The 19064-nt window shown below is 41.1% G+C and carries 24 protein-coding genes; 7 read left to right on the top strand and 17 right to left on the bottom strand.

Annotated features, from left to right (window positions below; translation table 11 throughout):
- Positions 1-8 precede the first annotated feature (8 nt).
- Positions 9-1040 carry an FUSC family protein gene (locus IGI41_RS03620; protein WP_430611361.1) on the bottom strand — a complete coding sequence of 344 codons (1032 nt, stop codon included), beginning with the start codon at positions 1038-1040 and terminating at the stop codon, positions 9-11.
- 216 nt (positions 1041-1256) lie between these two features.
- Between IGI41_RS03620 and IGI41_RS03615 the strand changes: the two genes are divergently transcribed.
- On the top strand, positions 1257-1703 hold the full coding sequence (locus IGI41_RS03615; RefSeq protein ID WP_430611360.1) for a DUF3290 domain-containing protein: 447 nt from the start codon (positions 1257-1259) through the stop codon (positions 1701-1703).
- A gap of 4 nt (positions 1704-1707) precedes the next feature.
- A complete protein-coding gene (locus IGI41_RS03610) occupies positions 1708-2346 on the top strand; it encodes a DUF421 domain-containing protein (protein WP_430611359.1) in 639 nt (212 codons plus the stop codon).
- A gap of 88 nt (positions 2347-2434) precedes the next feature.
- On the opposite strand, the gene IGI41_RS03605 is transcribed toward IGI41_RS03610, so the two are convergent.
- The 7 genes from IGI41_RS03605 to truA all read right to left on the bottom strand — a co-directional run bounded on the left by IGI41_RS03605 (position 2435) and on the right by truA (position 7487).
- Positions 2435-3145: a deoxynucleoside kinase gene (locus IGI41_RS03605; protein ID WP_430611358.1), complete on the bottom strand. Its 711-nt coding sequence runs from the start codon at positions 3143-3145 to the stop codon at positions 2435-2437.
- 9 nt (positions 3146-3154) lie between these two features.
- Entirely contained in the window at positions 3155-3595 is a 441-nt protein-coding gene (locus IGI41_RS03600; RefSeq protein ID WP_430611357.1) for a nucleoside 2-deoxyribosyltransferase, read from the bottom strand.
- Complete coding sequence (locus IGI41_RS03595; protein ID WP_430611356.1) at positions 3592-4164, bottom strand: TIGR00730 family Rossman fold protein; 573 nt, start codon at positions 4162-4164, stop codon at positions 3592-3594. The genes IGI41_RS03600 and IGI41_RS03595 overlap by 4 nt, the downstream gene beginning before the upstream one ends.
- Before the next feature lie 285 nt (positions 4165-4449).
- Entirely contained in the window at positions 4450-4914 is a 465-nt protein-coding gene (locus IGI41_RS03590) for a GNAT family N-acetyltransferase (RefSeq protein WP_430611355.1), read from the bottom strand.
- Positions 4915-4988: 74 nt separating this feature from the next.
- Complete coding sequence (gene msrA / locus IGI41_RS03585) at positions 4989-5819, bottom strand: peptide-methionine (S)-S-oxide reductase MsrA (protein ID WP_430611354.1); 831 nt, start codon at positions 5817-5819, stop codon at positions 4989-4991.
- Between the two features lie 146 nt (positions 5820-5965).
- A complete protein-coding gene (gene map, locus IGI41_RS03580; protein WP_430611353.1) occupies positions 5966-6727 on the bottom strand; it encodes a type I methionyl aminopeptidase in 762 nt (253 codons plus the stop codon).
- A 22-nt stretch (positions 6728-6749) separates the two neighbouring features.
- Positions 6750-7487, bottom strand: coding sequence for a tRNA pseudouridine(38-40) synthase TruA (gene truA, locus IGI41_RS03575; protein WP_430611352.1), 738 nt, complete (start codon positions 7485-7487; stop codon positions 6750-6752).
- A gap of 193 nt (positions 7488-7680) precedes the next feature.
- Between truA and IGI41_RS03570 the strand changes: the two genes are divergently transcribed.
- Both IGI41_RS03570 and IGI41_RS03565 read left to right on the top strand, forming a co-directional pair.
- Positions 7681-7962 carry a metal-sensitive transcriptional regulator gene (locus IGI41_RS03570; RefSeq protein ID WP_430611351.1) on the top strand — a complete coding sequence of 94 codons (282 nt, stop codon included), beginning with the start codon at positions 7681-7683 and terminating at the stop codon, positions 7960-7962.
- 16 nt (positions 7963-7978) lie between these two features.
- Positions 7979-9325, top strand: coding sequence for an MATE family efflux transporter (locus tag IGI41_RS03565; RefSeq protein ID WP_430611350.1), 1347 nt, complete (start codon positions 7979-7981; stop codon positions 9323-9325).
- Between the two features lie 71 nt (positions 9326-9396).
- Here IGI41_RS03565 and IGI41_RS03560 read toward each other — a convergent pair whose 3' ends face one another.
- Positions 9397-9912, bottom strand: coding sequence for a DUF1456 family protein (locus tag IGI41_RS03560; RefSeq protein ID WP_430611349.1), 516 nt, complete (start codon positions 9910-9912; stop codon positions 9397-9399).
- A 62-nt stretch (positions 9913-9974) separates the two neighbouring features.
- Positions 9975-10454 (bottom strand): 23S rRNA (pseudouridine(1915)-N(3))-methyltransferase RlmH, encoded by a 480-nt coding sequence (gene rlmH, locus IGI41_RS03555; protein WP_430611348.1) that lies wholly within the window; start codon positions 10452-10454, stop codon positions 9975-9977.
- Positions 10455-10654: 200 nt separating this feature from the next.
- Here rlmH and IGI41_RS03550 point away from each other — a divergent pair, with 200 nt between their 5' ends.
- Complete coding sequence (locus IGI41_RS03550) at positions 10655-11956, top strand: S1C family serine protease (RefSeq protein WP_430611347.1); 1302 nt, start codon at positions 10655-10657, stop codon at positions 11954-11956.
- A 55-nt stretch (positions 11957-12011) separates the two neighbouring features.
- Here IGI41_RS03550 and ytpR read toward each other — a convergent pair whose 3' ends face one another.
- The 4 genes from ytpR to pepA all read right to left on the bottom strand — a co-directional run bounded on the left by ytpR (position 12012) and on the right by pepA (position 14861).
- Positions 12012-12626: a YtpR family tRNA-binding protein gene (gene ytpR, locus IGI41_RS03545; RefSeq protein ID WP_430612713.1), complete on the bottom strand. Its 615-nt coding sequence runs from the start codon at positions 12624-12626 to the stop codon at positions 12012-12014.
- 203 nt (positions 12627-12829) lie between these two features.
- Complete coding sequence (locus tag IGI41_RS03540; RefSeq protein WP_430611346.1) at positions 12830-13294, bottom strand: universal stress protein; 465 nt, start codon at positions 13292-13294, stop codon at positions 12830-12832.
- An 18-nt stretch (positions 13295-13312) separates the two neighbouring features.
- Positions 13313-13627, bottom strand: a complete 315-nt coding sequence (locus IGI41_RS03535) for a thioredoxin family protein (protein ID WP_430611345.1) — start codon at positions 13625-13627, stop codon at positions 13313-13315.
- A gap of 157 nt (positions 13628-13784) precedes the next feature.
- Positions 13785-14861, bottom strand: coding sequence for a glutamyl aminopeptidase (pepA, locus tag IGI41_RS03530; RefSeq protein WP_430612711.1), 1077 nt, complete (start codon positions 14859-14861; stop codon positions 13785-13787).
- A gap of 196 nt (positions 14862-15057) precedes the next feature.
- Between pepA and IGI41_RS03525 the strand changes: the two genes are divergently transcribed.
- The gene (locus IGI41_RS03525; RefSeq protein WP_430611344.1) at positions 15058-15402 is read left to right on the top strand and encodes a hypothetical protein; all 345 of its coding nucleotides are present in this window, start codon (positions 15058-15060) and stop codon (positions 15400-15402) included.
- A gap of 4 nt (positions 15403-15406) precedes the next feature.
- On the opposite strand, the gene IGI41_RS03520 is transcribed toward IGI41_RS03525, so the two are convergent.
- The 3 genes from IGI41_RS03520 to IGI41_RS03510 form a co-directional block, all read right to left on the bottom strand.
- Positions 15407-16453 carry a hypothetical protein gene (locus IGI41_RS03520; RefSeq protein ID WP_430611343.1) on the bottom strand — a complete coding sequence of 349 codons (1047 nt, stop codon included), beginning with the start codon at positions 16451-16453 and terminating at the stop codon, positions 15407-15409.
- An 82-nt stretch (positions 16454-16535) separates the two neighbouring features.
- On the bottom strand, positions 16536-16937 hold the full coding sequence (locus IGI41_RS03515) for an Ohr family peroxiredoxin (protein WP_430611342.1): 402 nt from the start codon (positions 16935-16937) through the stop codon (positions 16536-16538).
- A 171-nt stretch (positions 16938-17108) separates the two neighbouring features.
- Complete coding sequence (locus IGI41_RS03510) at positions 17109-17357, bottom strand: GlsB/YeaQ/YmgE family stress response membrane protein (protein ID WP_430611341.1); 249 nt, start codon at positions 17355-17357, stop codon at positions 17109-17111.
- Positions 17358-17772: 415 nt separating this feature from the next.
- On the opposite strand from IGI41_RS03510, the gene IGI41_RS03505 reads away from it, so the two are divergent.
- Positions 17773-19029, top strand: a complete 1257-nt coding sequence (locus IGI41_RS03505) for an ABC transporter substrate-binding protein (RefSeq protein ID WP_430611340.1) — start codon at positions 17773-17775, stop codon at positions 19027-19029.
- The last annotated feature ends 35 nt before the right edge of the window (positions 19030-19064 follow it).

Genomic DNA, 19064 nt, shown 5'->3' with positions numbered 1-19064 from the left:
TATTACCTCTACTTCTCTTTAAAATGAATCATGCTTTGTTCCATCTGTTTCAAGGACCAATCCATGACAAAAATCAAAATCATCGCCAGCAAACTACCGATCAACGCACCTGAAAAACGCAACGGAATCAATTGCAGCGGGGTAAAACTACTGCCGATCGTCATCAACAGCAATACTTGTGGATTGGTAAAAAAATTGGCAACTGTATAATTGATTGGCATATACAATTCTGTCAAAACATTTAAAATGATCAAAACGACGGCCAATGCCGGTAAAGATAAATGTAAAGACATCAATAAAAATCCAAGAAGCAAGCCAACGATTCCGCCAAGCACACGGCCAATCGTACGATTCTTGATTTTCTCCATATGTTCGCCGGCTAGCACTGCAGCCGCAGAGATCAAGATCCAATAGCCATTGCTTTCTCTTAGCAAATAGGCAATATACGTGGCGATAAATAAAACCATGGAAAAATGGAGTGCTTTCAATACCATTTCAGGCTGTTGGTACAATGCTAAATAATACTTATCTTTCATTGACAATCGTTGAAATCTTGTTGTTTCGCTATGTAACGGCAATCCTTCTGCCAGTGAGATCAACAAACCTGATACGATCGATCCTGCCAAACCATAAAGCAAATACGAACTCTGATGGAAAATATCCGCAACTGCCACAGCATGAAAATTAAACCCAGTTGCATAAAGCATCAGAACAAAGAAATAATCTGGTTTTGGGATGCGATAGACTTTTGAAAGTAAAAAAGCCGAAAAAGACAAACAGCCAATAATAAAAGGCGCACTCCAAGGCGCTAAAGCAGTCAATGCACCTAATATGAATGCCAACAGCAACGCACCACCATGAAGCAAAATTGCTTTAAAATTATAAAGGAATGAGACATGTTGAAACGCCAAATAAGAAAAAGCCCCCATGGCGCCGACTGAACTAATCAACGGATCTTTTAATAAGATACCTAACAAAAGCGGGACCCCCATCGCCAACCCAGAGCCTAAAGGACGCAATAGCGTACGTTTTTTCTTCATGATTTTCCTCCCTTCTCTATTGATCAGAAATATGTAATAAAAAACAAACGTTCCTTAATTAGTATACGGAGCAAAATAGAAATTAGCAAATCTATTTTCAGAAAATGTTGATTTCATTCAAAATCATCCCCAAACGCTATCCATAATCATCGCAATCTGAGATATTTTACTGTAAAATTAATTTTGTGCAAACAAGCCAATCATCGGAGGAAAACAATGACTTTCTATGGGTTACGTTACTTACAGCAACAATCGAATCTGATCGATTATGTCAAATATTTTTTTATTTTCGCTTCCCTATTCATTTTGATCATCGTCTTTAGTCTATACTTGCGCCATCGCATGCAAACAAAGTATCGAGATCTAAGTATCATTGCATTGCTCTTTTTACTGTTTGTATCCGGTGTCCAATATTCTGATTACACGCAGAGCGAAAGCCAAATATCTCAGTCCTCTCAAATGGTCAACTTCCTCCAGCGATTAGCTGAAGACCAGCATGTCGATGAAAATACAGTCTTTGTCAATACAACACAACTGACGGATGGTGTACTAGTCACATTCAATGACCACTACTATCGTGTATCCCTTAATGCCGACTTTAGCGCCTATACATTGGAAGAAGCCTACTTGACGACAACAGATATCACAAGAATAGAGGAGTGAGCACATGCAATTGTATACACCCATTTTGATTAAATTTACTTTAGGTATCATCTGTTTGATCATTCAAATCAATCTTATGGGAAAAAGTAATTTGGCGCCAAGTTCATCGATGGATCAAGTTCAAAATTATGTGTTGGGGGGAATTATTGGTGGTGTCATTTATAATGAATCAATCACTGTTTTGCAATTTATCCTTGTACTGATTATTTGGACGCTATTGATTTTCATTTTGAAATTTGCCAAAGAGCACAATCACTTCGTCAAGCGGCTGGTGGATGGACACCCCATTTCTTTGGTCGAGAACGGTACAGTCAATGTCAAAGAGTGTTTGAAAAATGGATTATCCGCCAATGAATTGATGTTCAAATTACGATCCGTCGGCATCTATGAAGTTGAAAAGGTCAAGCGCGCTGTCCTAGAACAAAATGGACAGTTGACAATCATTGAGTTTGGCGACGAGAATATCCGTTATCCAATCATAGTCGACGGGTTACCCAATTTTGATGTTCTCGAATTGATTCACCAAGATATAGAATGGCTGGAAAAACAAGTCCAGGATCAGGGGTTTGATCGTATTTCAGCGATCTACTTAGGAGAATACTTGTCTGGTACGGTAAAGTTATATAGTTATGAATCGAAATAAATTATTAACATCGAAAAAGACATGTAGTCCAAATAAAGGTCTACATGTCTTTTTCGATGTGGGTATATCTTTTGTTGATTGAACCAGATTACTCGCTCTTAGAGAAATCGCCTTTGGCAACCACATTATCTGTACAATAGTTTCCTGCTTGTTTGTCACTGCGCACTTCTGCCAGTTTTTCTTGGATCATGTCTAAAATGACCGACAGATTTTCTTCATTATCAACAAAATCTAATTGATCCCCATCGATCTGCATTTTAGGACACACATCAAAGGCTTCATACCAAGCATCATAGCGTTGGTTTAATTCTTTGTAATAGTCATATAGCGTTGGATCATTGGCCACTTGTTCATACGAACGGCCCCGTTTGTTGATCCGCGCAATCATCGTATCCAGTGATACCTTGATATGCACCATTAAGTCAGGATGTTTTTCAGGTGCTGATTCTTCTAATTCTTTCAGCATAGTATTCAATAAATTGTCATACTGTTCCACTTCCAAAGGGGCGATCCGACCTAGATCGGCATTCAAATGGAACATCAAGCTATCCTCATATATGGAACGATCGATCACATTATCGTCATTAGATAAGGCTTCTCGCATCCCAAGAAAGCTCTTGTTCAAAAAGAAAATTTGCAATAAAAAAGCATAGCGCTCAGGATTTGAATAAAATAATGGCAACACGTCATTGTCTTCCACATTTTCATAAAAAGGTTTTGACGCCATTTCCTTTGATAAGAAAGCAGTCAAACTACTTTTCCCTGCACCTATCGTACCTGCAATCAGTAACACATTCATCCATCCTTTTTAAATATATTCGCCTACGTATGCGATTCGTTTTTGTTGCTTAAAATCATATGTTTCAAGTGCTGACAAACTCGTCAAGTAAGCTTGTGTTGATTCCGTCAGCATGATATTTACGGGCGTTTTCTGCTCGTGATAAACGACAATCGTTTTGTTCATTCTATAGGCAGCACCGATTTCAAAAGCGGTTCCTGGGTCTGTGATGCCCCCTTGATAATCCAGAATAGCCAATACAACATCGGCTTGTTCTAAAGCAGACATATCACGATCGAAAATTTCTCGTGCCCACTCTGCTGTTTGCGGCGCAGCATGTCCATCTTGATGCAACCGTGGTGAATAGACCTGCAGTGCCTGCGGATTTTTGGCTATATGTTTTTCGACAGCCGTGATTCTATTGATTTGCTCTTCTGAAAAGAACGGACCAGCCAAATAAATATTGATCATCCTACCATCTGCTCCTTGCCAATCTCATCTATCAAGTAATCAACCAATGCCTCATGATCCTCCATGAAACGCACGCTTTCCAAGACTTGCACGTTGGCAAACTGTCCTTCACCAAAAGCGTTCAATACTTGTTGCAGTCCATCATAAAAGCCATCTATATTTAACACACCGATTGGCTTTGAAGGAATCAGTCCGATCGCAATCGATGAAAGAACTTGCGATAACTCTTCTAGTGTACCAAATCCTCCAGGTAATACAAGATATCCATCGCCTAATCCAATCAATTGTTCCTTCCGTTCTGCCATTGAATCGGTAAAAATGGATGTATAGGTACCGTATCCAGATGTTCTAGGTAATTCGTCGGCAAATAGTCCAAGGGGATATATACCTGTAACGGCACCATTGTTCTCAATGACCCCTTCACTGATTTCCCCCATCAGTCCCGACAAAGAGCCCCCGTAAACCAATTCTATATGATTTTTTGCTAAATAATGACCTATTTCCCGTGCAATGCTGGCCATTTGGGGATCTTTACCAAACTGCGCACCACAAAATACAGTAACTTTCATGCAACCATCTCCTTCTAAACTACACAAGCTATTTTACACGTTCTACGAAAAAAGTAAACACTACATATAGTTGTTTATGCCAAAAAAACCGTTAATAAACACAATATATTGTATTTTCATTTTGATCATTTGCCCCTAAACACGAAAGTTGTCTCCCAACATCAAACAAACAAATCGCTGTTTCTACTCACTCAGATCCACTTTAGCCAATCAAAACAAAAAAACACGAAATAATTATTCGTGTTTTCTTGAAAAAATAAAAAAGTTAAGATGAACCTAAAAAAATTACAGGTGTTTTACAAATAGGAATGATTTGGATTGGTCTCCATAACTTTTTTCTCCGATTTGTTTAAACCCCAATTTTTGATAAAAATGATGATTTCTCAGTGAAAAATCTGGTGTTTCTACTTGCCAAATTCCCTTCTTATTTACTTCAAACGCTTTCCATGTCCGCGTACCGATTCCTTGTCCAATAAAACGTGGATCTAAACAAAAGTAGCTAATGGTAGAAGGCTCACCGTCTTTGTATACCAAAATACCACAGTTCTCTTGTTTGTAGGATATAATCAGCTTTTGTAGCGAAGTATCTTGTAAGATTTTTTCGCACAATGTACCATCGTCATATCCAGGCGGGCCTAACTTGACCCCTTTCCCAAAAGCCAATTCACTATCTGAATCAAAAGATTTTTTTAACACATCTGCCAAAAATACGGCATCAGATTGATTGATTGCATGAAACCTAATACACATGAGATACCTCCTTTAGTCTGTCTATCCATTTTGTTAAACGTCACTGCCTGATCAAAATGCTCTGATCAGGCAAATCAGTTTTTCTTTTGGGCAAAGATCATTTTGAACCAGACGGTCATCCTTTTGAACCTCTGCAATTGTTTGCGGGTACGTTTGATTTGGCGGTAGCGTTTTGGTTGTTTCAAATAAAACTGCTGATGCAAATTTTCAGCAGGCCAAAATCTTGTTGCAGGGATGATTTTTGTGACGATCGGTTGCGGATCCTTGATGGTTTTTTGCAGATGATTTTTTGACGCCAGGGCTTCTTGATATTGTTCCTTCGTCGACGTAAAAATAATTGGGCGATAATAAACACCACGATCTTGAAATTGTCCGAAGGCATCGGTGGGATCGGTCACCCCCCAATAAATAGCCAGCAATTCTTTATATGTGATGATCGCCGGATCAAAAATGATTTCCACTGCTTCAACATGCCCAGTGCTGCCGGTCAATACTTGATCATAAGTTGGACGGGCTATATGACCGCCCGTATACCCGGATAAGACCGAAATGATGCCTGGGTGGTTTTCAAAAGGTTCCACCATACACCAAAAACAGCCACCGGCAAATATCGCGGTTTCCGTAACAGTCTCGTCTCGGTTGCGCTGTTCCTTCACTGAAGGCCATTGCATCGATGCTGATTTTTTTCCAATCAACGTGTGATAAAAGTCCATGACATCCGGGGTCAAATTCTGTCGCAGAGCCAATGGACGTAAGGTGGCTTCAAGTTGGGACAACGCGTGTTGGGACTGATTGGTTTCGATTTCATTTTTTGCTTGAATCAATTGCGCTCGTTCCCATTGCCTCGTGCCTTCATTCAAAATCAAATTATATAATGTGGCCAAAACGACTTGATTTGCTTCCATAGCAGATGCCTCCGTTTCTCTTATTCCAGCGCTCCTTCTATAAAAAAACTGTATCATATAATGGCTTTTTTCGCCTAATGAAGTGCCAAAAAAAGACAGAAATCGCTTCTGCCTTTTCTTGATCATTCTGATTATTGTGCTCAAAATCAATCTGTTTCTGATTTCTGTAAAGTCATGATCACCGGACCATCTTTGGTGATAGCGATCGAATGCTCGTACTGGGCACAGTAACCGCCATCGATTGTTCGGGCCGTCCACCCATTGTCATCCATTTTCATGCGCCAAGTGCCGGTAGTGATCATTGGCTCAATCGTGATCGTCATCCCTTCACGCAAGCGCAAGCCTTTGCCTGGCAAGCCAAAATGCGGAAAAAAGGGTTCTTCATGGATCGTTGGTCCGATTCCATGGGCAATAAAATCACGTACCACGCCAAAGCCTTGTGCTTCTGCATAACTTTGGATGGCATGACCAATATCCCCCACACGGTTCCCTACTTGAGCTTGCTCGATCCCTAACCGTAAGGCTTCTTTGGTAACAGCCATCAACTCCTGGTGTTCTGGAGAAATCTCACCAACAGCATATGTCCAACAACTATCAGAAATCGCACCATGATAATCGACACAAAAATCGACTTTCACAACATCTCCTGATTTTAAGACATAATTTGAAGGGAAGCCATGACAAATTTCTTCATTGACACTAATACAAGTCGCATACGCGTATCCTTCAAAACCAATCTGAGCTGCGGTCGCATCGGCGGCTTCTATTTCATTTTGGACAAAGGCATTGATTTGATTGGTCGTGATACAAGGTTTGATGAAGGTACGTAACTTCTCATGGATACCAGCTAAAATACGACCGGAGACGTTCATTTGCTCGATTTCTCTTTGTGATTTCAATGTAATCATTTCTCTCACCACTTTCTATGCATCAATAGTCAACTTTATCTAAGAAAAGTCCGTGGGCAGGAACCGTTTCACCAGCCGCTTGCCGTACTTTTTCAGTCAAGACTTGGTCAATGATCGTTTCATCCAATTCCCCAGCCCCAATAGCCAATAGCGTACCCGTCACGATCCGGACCATCTTATGCAAAAAACCATTGCCTTTAAAGGTAAAGTGGATCATGCTGCCCTCTTGCGTGATCGTGATTGATTCAATCGTTCTCGTCGTTGACTTTTTTGATTTTTTTAAAGCGGAAAAACCAATAAAATCATGTGTACCAATCAATCGATCAGCAGCTTGCTGCATTTTTTCTCTATTTAGTGTCTGCGGATAATGGAAACTACGGCTGCGTTCAAAGACGGTTGGAATCGGGTTGTTCCACACATAATAACTATATTGTTTGCCTACTGCATGATACCGCGCATGGAACCGTTCTGGGACTTCTTCGATATGGTTGACCACGATATCTTGCGGCAAGTACCGGTTGAAAAATTGCTGCATCTCTGCCAATGGTGTTGTCACAGTTGTTTTAAAATTGGCAACCTGACCTCGAGCATGGGTTCCAGCATCCGTTCGACCGGAACCAACAATTTCGATCTCTTCATTCGTTAGTAACTTGATGACACCTTCTATTTTTTCTTGAATCGTCTTGTCACTGTCGCCTAGCCGTTGCCAGCCTAAGTAACGCTTGCCATCGTATTCGATCGTCAATTTGATATTGCGCATCTATGATTTGCTCCTTTTAGTCAAAAAACTAGTCTGTTAATAGTCAAGTTCCATCATAAGCCATTCTCTTGGTGTTGTAAACGCCAATGATTTCTTTGCTCATTCGGTAATAATTGTTCTTTATTATTGACAGTACGAGAAAAAAAGTAGATTATGTACCCTATAGGGGTATATTGATAAGGAGGAAATATTTATGTCACACACCAACGATCATCGACAAGATGCATTGATCAAACGATTAAACCGTATTGAAGGACAAATCAAAGGAATCAAAAAAATGGTTATCGATGATAAAGAAATTGCCGATATTATGATCCAATTAAACGCTTCAAGAGCAGCCCTACAAAAAATCAGCCAGATACTGCTAGAAGCACAAGCTGACCATTCATTGATGCATGTCCATGATGGCGCAGATTTAACTGCCGAAATAGAAACTTTGCGCCGGGTCATCACACAATACAATAAAATAAATTAATAAAGGGGTGCATCATATGGCACATAATCGCAAAATCACGCCAACGAGAACCCTCGATCGTCAGCTCCTGAAAATGGCGTTTCCAGCTATGGTCGAAAATATTTTAGAAACATCTGTCGGATTTATCGATGCTTTGATGATTGCTCAAATCGGGATCATAGCCGTTGCTGGAATTGGTGTTGCCAATGCATTACTCAATGTTTACTTAGCTGTTTTTATTGCACTTGGTATTGGAACCTCTTCATTGATTGCACGGCATATTGGTGCCAATACGAGTGAAAAAGCCAAAGAAGTTGCACAACAGTCCTTGCTTTTGACGTTCGTCGTCGGATTGCTATTTGGGCTTGTCAGTCTCTTTTTCGCCACCCCTTTACTGCGTTTGATGGGTGCTGATCAGACAACACTTGCCGCAGCCAAACCTTTTTTTCAACTTGTTGGCGATACAGCGATGCTGATAGGGACGATGACTTCTTTTGGCAGCATGCTTAGGGCAACTGGTGACACTAAATCACCTATGTACGTTGGTGTAATTTCAAATTTGATCAATATTGTGTTAGATTTTGTACTTATTTTTGGCGTGGGGCCATTTCCAGCGTTGGGTGTTATTGGAACAGCGATTGGGACAGTGATAGCGCGCTTGGCAGGGACCTTCTTGCTTTACCTCAAAGTAAAAAAATCACCGCTTGCCTTCTCATTAACAGGTATATTGCATATAAATCATTATTCACCTTTAATCCATTTGACCATACCGGCAGCTTTAGAACGGTTGGCCATGCGCTTGGGTCAAGTCTTATATTTTGGCTTGATCGTTGCACTCGGTACTAAAACCTACGCTGCGCATTCGATTGCTGGCAGTATCGAAAGTTTTGTCTACATGCCCGCATATGGCATCGCAACAGCAACAGCGACCATGATAGGTATCAGTATCGGAAAAAAAGATTTTACAGAAACAAAAAATATTACTTATATTGCCTGTAAGTATGCCGTTTTGATTTTGAGTGTATTGGGAATCTGCTTATTTGTTGGCGCACCTTTATTTGCTCATTGGTTTACCTCAGACCCATCAGTGATTTCACAAGTCGTGACTGCTTTGCGCATCGATGCTTTTAATCAGCCTGGACTCGCCATCAGTTTGATTTTAACAGCCGTTCTTCAAGGTATGGGAGATACAAAAACACCTTTATATAGCACTTTGTTTGGGATGTGGGGGATTCGTGTGATTGGGGTGCTCTTGTTGGGTTCAGTGCTTCAGATGGGGATAGCAGGTGTTTGGATAGCCATTGGATTAGACCTCTACGCTAGAAGTTATTTCTTAGGTTGGCGTTTAAAAAAGACACACCAAAAACAAACGGCTTTACTATAGAATAAAAGACATATTGGCTTCCTAAAGGAAGCCAATATGTCTTTTATTCTATCTCGCCGATCATTAACATATCATCCGCGATTTTCTTCCTTCCGATACATCAATCCTAATCCTTTCAAAAAGTTCCGCGCATATTTATCGCCGCAAGGTTTAAAATTCCGATGTCCTTCTTTTCGCAGAATCGCCCCTAGTTCGCCTTTTGTCGGGTAAATTCCTGCTTCAGCAAATATCGCCAGCATATCTTCACTGGTAAGAAACAAGGCAATTTTAACCTTTTTCAATAGAATATTATTGATATGTTTGATGTCTTTGCTTTTTTGTTGCGGTATCTCTTTTTGTTCTTTTTGCGGTCCGCGTTTCAACGTGATAAAGCCATTCAAAAATGAATCTAGCACTTGGTTATTGATTGCCTTTAGGTAGACGTTCTCTTTGTCATCGTCTGTTTGGGCCTCATGGTTTCTGGTCAGCATCTCCCGCACTTCTTCTTTACTCACCGGATGTCCACCTAATTCAAAGGCTTTGACCATATCCGTATCTTTGATATCAACCGCGTATCTTAAGCGAAGTAATCGGTCGTTATTGTTCATGTTGTTTCCTCCTCATGTCTCTTATTTCTATTGTAATGCAGAATGCTGCTTTCATCAAAGGACTATTTGTGATAAGGGGCGTTGGTATTGATACGAAACGCACGATAAATTTGTTCCACCAATATCAATTTCATCAATTGATGGGGATACGTCATTTTGCCAAATGAAATCTGCGCATCACTGCGTTGCATGACGGCTTCGCTCAAGCCTAATGAACCGCCGATCACGAAAACCAATTGACTTTTGCCCTGGATGCCCAATTGATCGATTTGTTTCGCAAATGCTTCGCTTGTGGGATTGCGCCCCTCGATTGCCAATGCGTAAACATATTCAGTCTCTTTGATTTTAGACAAAATTCTTTGCCCTTCTTTTTCTTTGATTTGCATCATTTGGGCATTGCTCAAATTTTCTGGCGCTTTTTCGTCAGGCACTTCGACAAAGGTTAATTTGGCATAGGCACCGATTCTTTTGGCATATTCATTGATCCCTTGGACAAGATATTTCTCCTTTAATTTACCAACAGTCACAATTTTGATATTCATAGCAGATTCCTTTCTGAAATCAGTACAATCTAATACAGATATTTTTTCATTATTGGATGAAATAAAAAGCGAATGTTCATCATTTAAAACAAATTCTTCCCAAACTTCTTCATAAATTTTTCAAAGTCTCTTAGTAGACTAATCTCAGATAGAAAGAATATACTAATTATAACGGAATAATTAGCAAGGGGGAAAATAAAATGGAACGAAAAGATGTTACACCAGAAAAGAAACCTTCTTCTGGATTATTTAAAAAATTAGGTATTGGTATTTTAGGCGGTGTTATCGGCGGGCTCTTAACTTTTGGCGGTCTATACTTAGCTATGGGTTCTTCACTCACTGGCACCAATTCAACCACCACGACAGGTGTTCAAAATTCAAGCGGAGAAACAACCGTTTCTAATGTAAAACTGGATGTCACAAGCGATGTTACACAAGCCGTCGAAAAAGTACAAGGTGCTGTGGTGTCGATCATCAACTTGCAGCAAAGTCAAACCAACGATTTTGGCAGTCTCTTTGGTCAACAAGGCGGCCAAAATACACAGTCTGATGAAAACGCCAGCGACGATAGTACTTTAGAAGCTGCTTCTGAAGGTAGTGGCGTTATCTATAAAGTCGATGGCGATACAGCTTATGTCGTAACCAATAACCATGTCGTTGAAGGTCAGTCGGGCCTAGAAGTCGTCCTTTCAGACGGTTCTAAAGTGTCAGGAGAGTTGGTGGGTACTGACGCCTATACAGATTTAGCTGTCATCAAAATTGCTTCAGACAAAGTTGAAACAGTCGCAACATTTGGTGATTCCAGCGCACTTAAAGTTGGCGAACCTGCCATTGCGATCGGTTCTCCTTTAGGATCTGATTACGCCAATTCAGTCACACAAGGGATCATCTCATCCTTGAATCGTCAAGTGACGAGCCAAAATGATTCCGGCGAAACAGTCAGCATCAATGCCATCCAAACAGATGCAGCAATCAACCCTGGGAACTCAGGTGGTCCACTGATCAATGTTGATGGTCAAGTGGTTGGGATAAATTCAAGTAAAATTGCCAGCACGTCAGAATCAACTTCTAGTGTGAGCGTCGAAGGGATGGGCTTTGCGATCCCAAGTAACGATGTGGTTGAAATCATCAATCAATTAGAATCTGACGGTAAAGTGGTACGCCCTGCATTGGGTATCCGTACGATCGATCTCAGCTCGATCACCTCGCAACAACAAGAACAAATCTTGAAAGTGCCAACGTCTGTCACAGCCGGTGTCGTTGTCTACTCAGTCAACAATGCCACACCTGCAGAACAAGCTGGTCTGCAACAATATGATGTCATTACCAAAGTTGATGACACAGACATTAGTTCTACAACTGATTTACAATCTGCGCTATACAAACATAAAGTTGGCGATACCATCACATTGACTTTCTACCGTGGTGAAGAAGAAAAAACAGCAACTGTAGAATTATCCGTGGATACATCGATCAATGATACAACAAATAGCAGCAACTAAGCATACGCATGCAAAAACGCTCCGCCACAAAAACAGGAAGTGGCGGAGCGTTTTTTTATGCTTTTCCAGTTGGAAAGGCACTGCCGACAACTGCATCTTGCGGCAATTCCAAAATTCCCTTTTTCATTGGTGCATTGGGTAATTGCAATTCTTTGGCTGAACAAACCATACCAAAGCTTTCAACGCCCCGCAATGTACCAGGCCAAATCAATAGCCCATCAGGCATCATGGCACCAGGTTTTGCAACCACGACTTTCAAGCCTTTTCGGATATTGGCTGCACCACAAACGATTTGCAGTATTTCCTCGTTGCCAACATCGATTTGCGTCACAGATAAATGGTCACTATCAGGATGTTCTTCGCAGCTTTGCACATAGCCAACAACGATCTTTGGTGCATGATCGCTAGTCAAACGTTCCGTAAACCCTGCTGCTGCGATCAATTCATTCAATTGATCCACTTGGGCATCGGTTAGTTCGACTTGACCTCTGCCATCGATAGGCATGACATCTGAAATGCCAAAAAAGTTCCAACCGACAATCGTGTCTTCTTCATTTTTGATTTGCGCGACATTGTCTATGCGAGAAACTGTTTGCGCCAATCCTTTATCATTTTCAGTGATCACCATCAATGTATCACTCACGTATTCTTTGTTATATGCAAAAATCACGTACTTTCCTCCTTCAATCATTCCGCCCATAATCTTAACAAATTTTTGCTGATTCGTCATCGTATTTCGACCGATCTCTTTGATTTCTCTCACAAAAACAGCAAAAAACTGCCCAACCCATCAGCGCTGCTACTTCGCTTGGCAGATCCTAGCGGGTTGATACAGCGTTGATTAGGTTAAGCAGCTATCCATTCTTTTAAAGATCAATCCTTTTCTGTGTCTTGCGGTGAAACGATCAGCACATCACAACGTGCTTCTCTAATCACATAGCTGGCCACACTACCCATCATAAACCGTTCAACAGCGTTCAAACCAGATTGTCCCACCATGATCAAATCGATATCGTATTGATCAGGCAATTGTGTCGCTAGCGCATCTTTGATCGATCCATAAGCAATCACCCCTTCAACTAACGGGAAATCCACTGAATCTGCATAGGCTTTGCATTCATCGATCATGTTTTGGGCCGTATCTTTTTCCTGCTCAAGAATTGAGCTATCTAATGGCGCATACCCCATCATCGTCGGCATTTGTTGATCAATGATCGTTGCAACATAGACCTTTCCTTGATTGCGTCGTGCAACTTCAACGGCTTTTTTAAAGGCATCTTTGGCTTGTTCTGATCCATCGATTCCGACTAATATGTTTTGATATCTTTGTGCATCCATTTGAATATCCTCCGTTCTTTATTGAACACTTGCTAAAAATGTTTCGATTTCTTCCTTCGTTTTACGGTCTTTATTGACAAGACGTCCAAGCTCCTTGCCATCTTCGATCACCACTAAACTTGGAATACCAAATATCGACCATTCAACAGCGACATCCATAAATTTGTCTCGATCGACTTCAATGAACTGATAATTTGGAAAATCCGCCTCGATCTCAGGTAATTGCGGTTTGATATACCGACAATCCCCACACCAATCAGCGGTAAAAAAGAACACATTTTTTCCATGTTCCACATACGTTGCCAATTCTTCTAAATCTTTTGGAATAATCACATACTCACCACTTTCTTTTTATACCCAAATTATACACCTTTCTGACTACGAAAACCAAACAGTAAGTGCAACTACTGTATACTTGCGGCCTACTTGCCCCATTTAAATCAAATAAAACCACTTCAATGTGAAGTGGTTTTTTGATTTAATCGATGGATCATTTTCCGGCAATGATCGTGTCGACAGTGGATTTGTCTAAGCCCTTCAATACTTGAATCACCATTTCACGGGCTGCTTCATAGTCAGCAATGCTGAATAGTGTTTGGTGGGTGTGGATATAGCGTCCTGGTACACCAATGACTGTACTTGGGATCCCTTCATTTGCCATATGCGCTGCACCTGCATCAGTACCGCCTTTTGAGACAAAGTATTGATAAGGAATGTGATGCGTTTCAGCTGTATCCAGCAAGAATTCTTTCATTGCAGGCAGCATGATCAATCCTGGATCAAAAATACGCAATAACGTACCTTCCCCTAAATGACCAAAGGTACCATTTTTGGTTACTGTATCATCTGCTGGTGAACAATCTACGGCAAAAAATAGATCTGGTTTAAATTTCGTCACGGATGGACGGGAACCGCGTAAGCCTACTTCTTCTTGCACATTGGCACCTGCAATCAATGTGTGTCCCAATTGTTCATGTTGCAATGCTTCTAATGCATCTAATACAACGGTACAACCATAGCGATTGTCCCAAGCTTTCGAAATGATATGTTTGCCATTCGCAGTCTTGATGGTTTCCACTTGAGGCACCACTGTATCCCCTGGACGGACACCGAAACTTTCAGCTTCTTCTTTTGATTCAAAACCAGCATCAAACAAAATATCTGTTACTTCCACTGATTTCTGGCCGCCTGTGCCGCGTAACAAGTGAGGCGGTACAGAAGATGACACACATGGATAATCCCCTTTTGCAGTTTTCAAGGTAAATCGTTGGGCAGAAACAACATATGGATTCCAGCCCCCTAATGGTGTTACTTTGAATAAGCCGCGGTCAGTCACTGTCGTCACAAGGAAACCAACTTCATCCATATGTGCTGCTAACATGATTCGGGGCGCATCTTCATCTTGATGATGACGGATGCCAAAAATACCGCCCAAACCATCTTGTTGCACCTCATCTACTAGCGGTGTCATCGCTTCACGCATATATGCACGCACATCATGTTCAAACCCACTGGTTCCTTGTAATTCTGTCAATTCTTTGATTCGTTGAAATGTTTGATCTTCCATCGTTTGATTGCTTGTTGTAAAAAACAAGCTTCGCCCCCTTTAAAGTTCATTATTGGTATATTATAACGTAAATTCTTCGATCTGGTTATTTTTCTTATAGAAAAATTCTAAACTATGTTACACTTATAATAATTAAATCTCTGATTTCATGCTATCAAATCAACGTGTGAAAAAACGATTGAAGGAGGATAAGAACATGCATGATCATCGCCCGATACAATATTTTAAAAACGGCCTGACTGTTGGCTTAGGACTAGGATTAGCCGGAGGGATCTTTTCCACTATTTGGTTAAAAAACAAACAGAGTCTTCATGCTGACGATGTTCTAGAAAATATTAAATCTGCATTTGTCAAAGAAGGCCCTATTGAAGGCTCTTGGATCAATTTTGAGAAACAGCCTTTGCGTAAATTTGCTGTGACTTCCCAAGGCTATACAGGTGGCATCACCCGAACCGAAGATGGCCAGCTGGTCTCTTATGAATTTCTCGCAGATGCCCGAACGGGTACTGTTTTAGATATCCAACGCAGTATCGTTGAATAAGCACTTATATATGTAGACGCCGGTTTCTTTTGAAGCCGGTTTTTTTGTGTAACAGTGTAGGGATATCCAAAACAAGTACTTCTTCAATTGGCCATGGTGTTTTATGTCGATAGGCAGTAGCGCCACTTTCAAACAGACAATACAAGCGATACTCTTCCACCACGATTTGTTCTAGATATGGTGGACACTTGATACGAAACGAGACTGTTTTTTTATTGAATGCTGCCGCCTCTTTTGGGAAAATCCAGATTTCACTGGCACTTGGACCAAAGGAACGTGCCAAAAATACCCACTCTTGATAAAAAGCTATGCTTTGAACTTTTGTGGTAGTAGAAATTTGTATTCTCGGTGAAAATCGTGTCTTCTTTGCAACATCTTCGTTACCTGCTGCATGCGGCAACGTATAATAGGCGATAAGCCCTGATCCTTTCAAAGCAAAAGATCCAGCAATCAATTCTTGTTGATAGCAAGTTAAGTAAGAGGCCCGTTCAATCTTATGCAGGTCAACAATAGAATCAAAAACGATTGGTACGCCGGTTTGCTCAGAATTATCAGCGAACAACTTGGTTAAAGATAGCGCGCCAACTCGTCCGCTGCCATTGCCAGTGATCGTTACCCACAGTATCGCTTTCTCGGAATCATAGGCTAAACCACCGACATGGGGGCGTTTTGGCAAGACCACATTTTTGCTATGCTTACCTGAACGACGGTCAAAAACCATGATCTGCGAATGATGTTGGTGATCGCCGCAATACAGTGAAATAAACAGCCACTCTTCAGACAACGCCAAGCCTTGTGGTGTCATATGCTGACATGACTCCATATTGTTTCCAATGACAGCGGAGGCAAGCATACCTGATGACAGCCCGGAAATCGTTACAGTTGGCTCTCTATCCTCTCGTGCTGCTGCCCAAGCCCGTTGGATCAAAGGATAACGTTTAAGCTGGGCAAAAACCAATGTTTGCGCTTGTCTGCTCTTTCTATAATGACGCCACAACAAAAAGAGGCAGACCATGAACAAACCTACAATCGTGCCGTATGTTTTGTTCATCGCTGTCTCTCCTTTACTGGACGCTAAGCGAAATAGACCGAAACGATCTGAATGCGTCTTATTCTATCATGTTTACAATTGTTTATACTACTTGTACTTCTACATCGATATTGCCCCGCGTTGCACGAGAATACGGACAAAAATCATGGGCTTCTTCCGCAATTTTTTCAGCCTCTTCTTTTTCAACACCTGGCAGCGATACTTCTAAAATCACGCCGATTTGGTAACTGCCATCGTCATGCTGGTATAAAGAAACCCGCGCTTTGACTTCAGATTCGGATTCGATATCATGTTCTTTCAACATATGCTGCACGGCACCATTGAAACAAGAAGCATAACCTGCTGCGAATAATTGTTCCGGATTGGTCCCTTCACTATGAATGCCTGGTTTGTCGATTTTCATGTGCATACTGCCGTTAGGCGCTTCTACTTCACCGACCCGTCCGCCGCGATTGATCATTGCTGTTTCATACTGTTTTTTCATTGATTCTCTTCCTCTCTTTTTTAGTCTACTTCCAGTGTACCGAGTAATGTTCAATCTGACAAAAGGATTGCACTTTTGCAAAAAAAAACAGCGTTTGACGTTTCGTCAAACACTGCCTTTGTATCCATAGTTTCCGATTGTGATCAATAAATGTGAACAATAGCTGAATAATTAGGATTTAGAGCGTCCTAAGAAAAATGACACAACTGCAACCACGATAACTGCACCAATGATTGAAGGAACTAATGCCATTCCAGCTAATGATGGTCCCCAAGAACCTAATAATCCTTGACCAATTGCAGCGCCGACTAAACCAGCAACAATGTTCGCAATCCAGCCCATTGATCCACCTTTATTTGTAATTGCACCGGCGATCAAACCGATAATAGCACCTACGATTAATGTCCATAACCAACCCATGTTTTTCTCCTTCTTTCTCTATAGATATTTATTACACTGTTTATGTTACGCTTCTTCTTTGAATTAGACAAAAGATTTGCTCTCAAATGATGCAAAAAGCCAAAATCCATTGTTATATTAAGGTTTTCGACGTCCGTATATTTGTGCTTAAACGCGTGCGTACCCGTTCTTTTAAAAAGAACTCTCCCATGAAATCGTTTTATTATGAATTTTATTCTTTTTCAGCTAAACTAAAGTAGAACAACAGATGTTACCTATTCACCAATACCGCTTTTTTATTGTCCATCTTGTTGTCCACACTGAATTTCCATCTATTTAAAGTTCTATCATGCACACGCCCACGTCTCAGTCACGATTGATTAAGAGGGCTTTTTTTGAACATTCAAAACAAAAAATATAAAAGGAGCAAATCATCATGAATAAAAAGTTGGGGTTATCTATTATCAGTCTGGCGGCTTTACTCTTTGCTGCAGCTGGGTGCGGCAGCAGCGACAGCAGTGATGCAAAAGAGATTCGCATGTTTGTTTCTGGCGATACCAGTGAAGGCGGCGCCTACACGAAAATGGCAGAAAAATATAAAGAAGAAACCGGTGTAACTGTTGAAGTGACAGATGTACCTTATGACGATTTGCTGACAAAAGTCACCAAAGCAGTCCAAGCAGATGACGCCCCAGAAGTTGTGCGTGTTTCAACCGTTTTGCCGGATTGGAATGAATACTTGATGGACTTGACGGCTGTTGCCGAAGAAGCACATACATTAGAATCAATGACCATCAAAAATGAAGAAGATGTCGTCAAGGCTTTACCCTCCGATGTAACCGCTACCGGTTTGTTCTTAAATACGGATTTGTTTGACGAGGCGGGTGTTTCCTATCCGCAATCAGAAGCGGACATATGGACGTGGGATGAATTTCTTGAGGCAATCAATGAAGTTGTAGAAAAAACTGATGCCAAATATGGCATGGTCATGGATGCTTCAGACCATCGCTTGCGGGCTTTCACCTATCAATATGGCGGACAAGACTTCTTCTTAAATGCGTCTGGTGATTCCTACACAACAGATGATGCAACCAAAGAAGCTTTACAGAAATTTATAGACCTGAACAATGATGGTGTCATGCCTAAATCGGTTTGGACCTCTGGAGAAGATGCTTCTGCAATGTTCAAAAGCGGCCGTGTGCCAGCATACTTTTCTGGCAGCTGGCAAATCGTCGATTTTTCTAATAATATCAGCAATTTCAAATGGCAATCCGTCTATGCACCTGCGCAAGAAACCCGTGCTTTGAATATGGGGGGCAATTTCATCGCCGGTTTCAGCAATAGCAAAAACAGTGAAGAAGGACAGAAGTTTATTGAATGGTTGTACCAAGAAGACAATTATAAACAGCTCTGCACCTATGCCGGCTATCTACCTGCTGTAGAAGACATGACTGTTGACTATGAACAAGGTCAAGACTCTTATGAAATCTATAATCAAGAGATTGCTGCTGCGGCCCAACCAATCAGCGGCAAACAAACCAATGATCAAGTGACCATGAGCATGAAAGGATACACTGGTTTGACAGGCGCCTACAAAGAAGCCATCGTCCAAGTTTTAAATGATGAAATTACTTTAGACGAGGCAATCGAAAAAACGATCCAAGATTACAATGACGGATTTCTAAAAAAATAAGCAAAAAAACAACCCATGAAAGAACCTAAACAAGT

The organism is Enterococcus sp. DIV0876 (genome assembly GCF_050529585.1).
GTDB lineage: Bacteria > Bacillota > Bacilli > Lactobacillales > Enterococcaceae > Enterococcus_D.
This window is presented reverse-complemented; position numbering and strand designations above follow the sequence as displayed.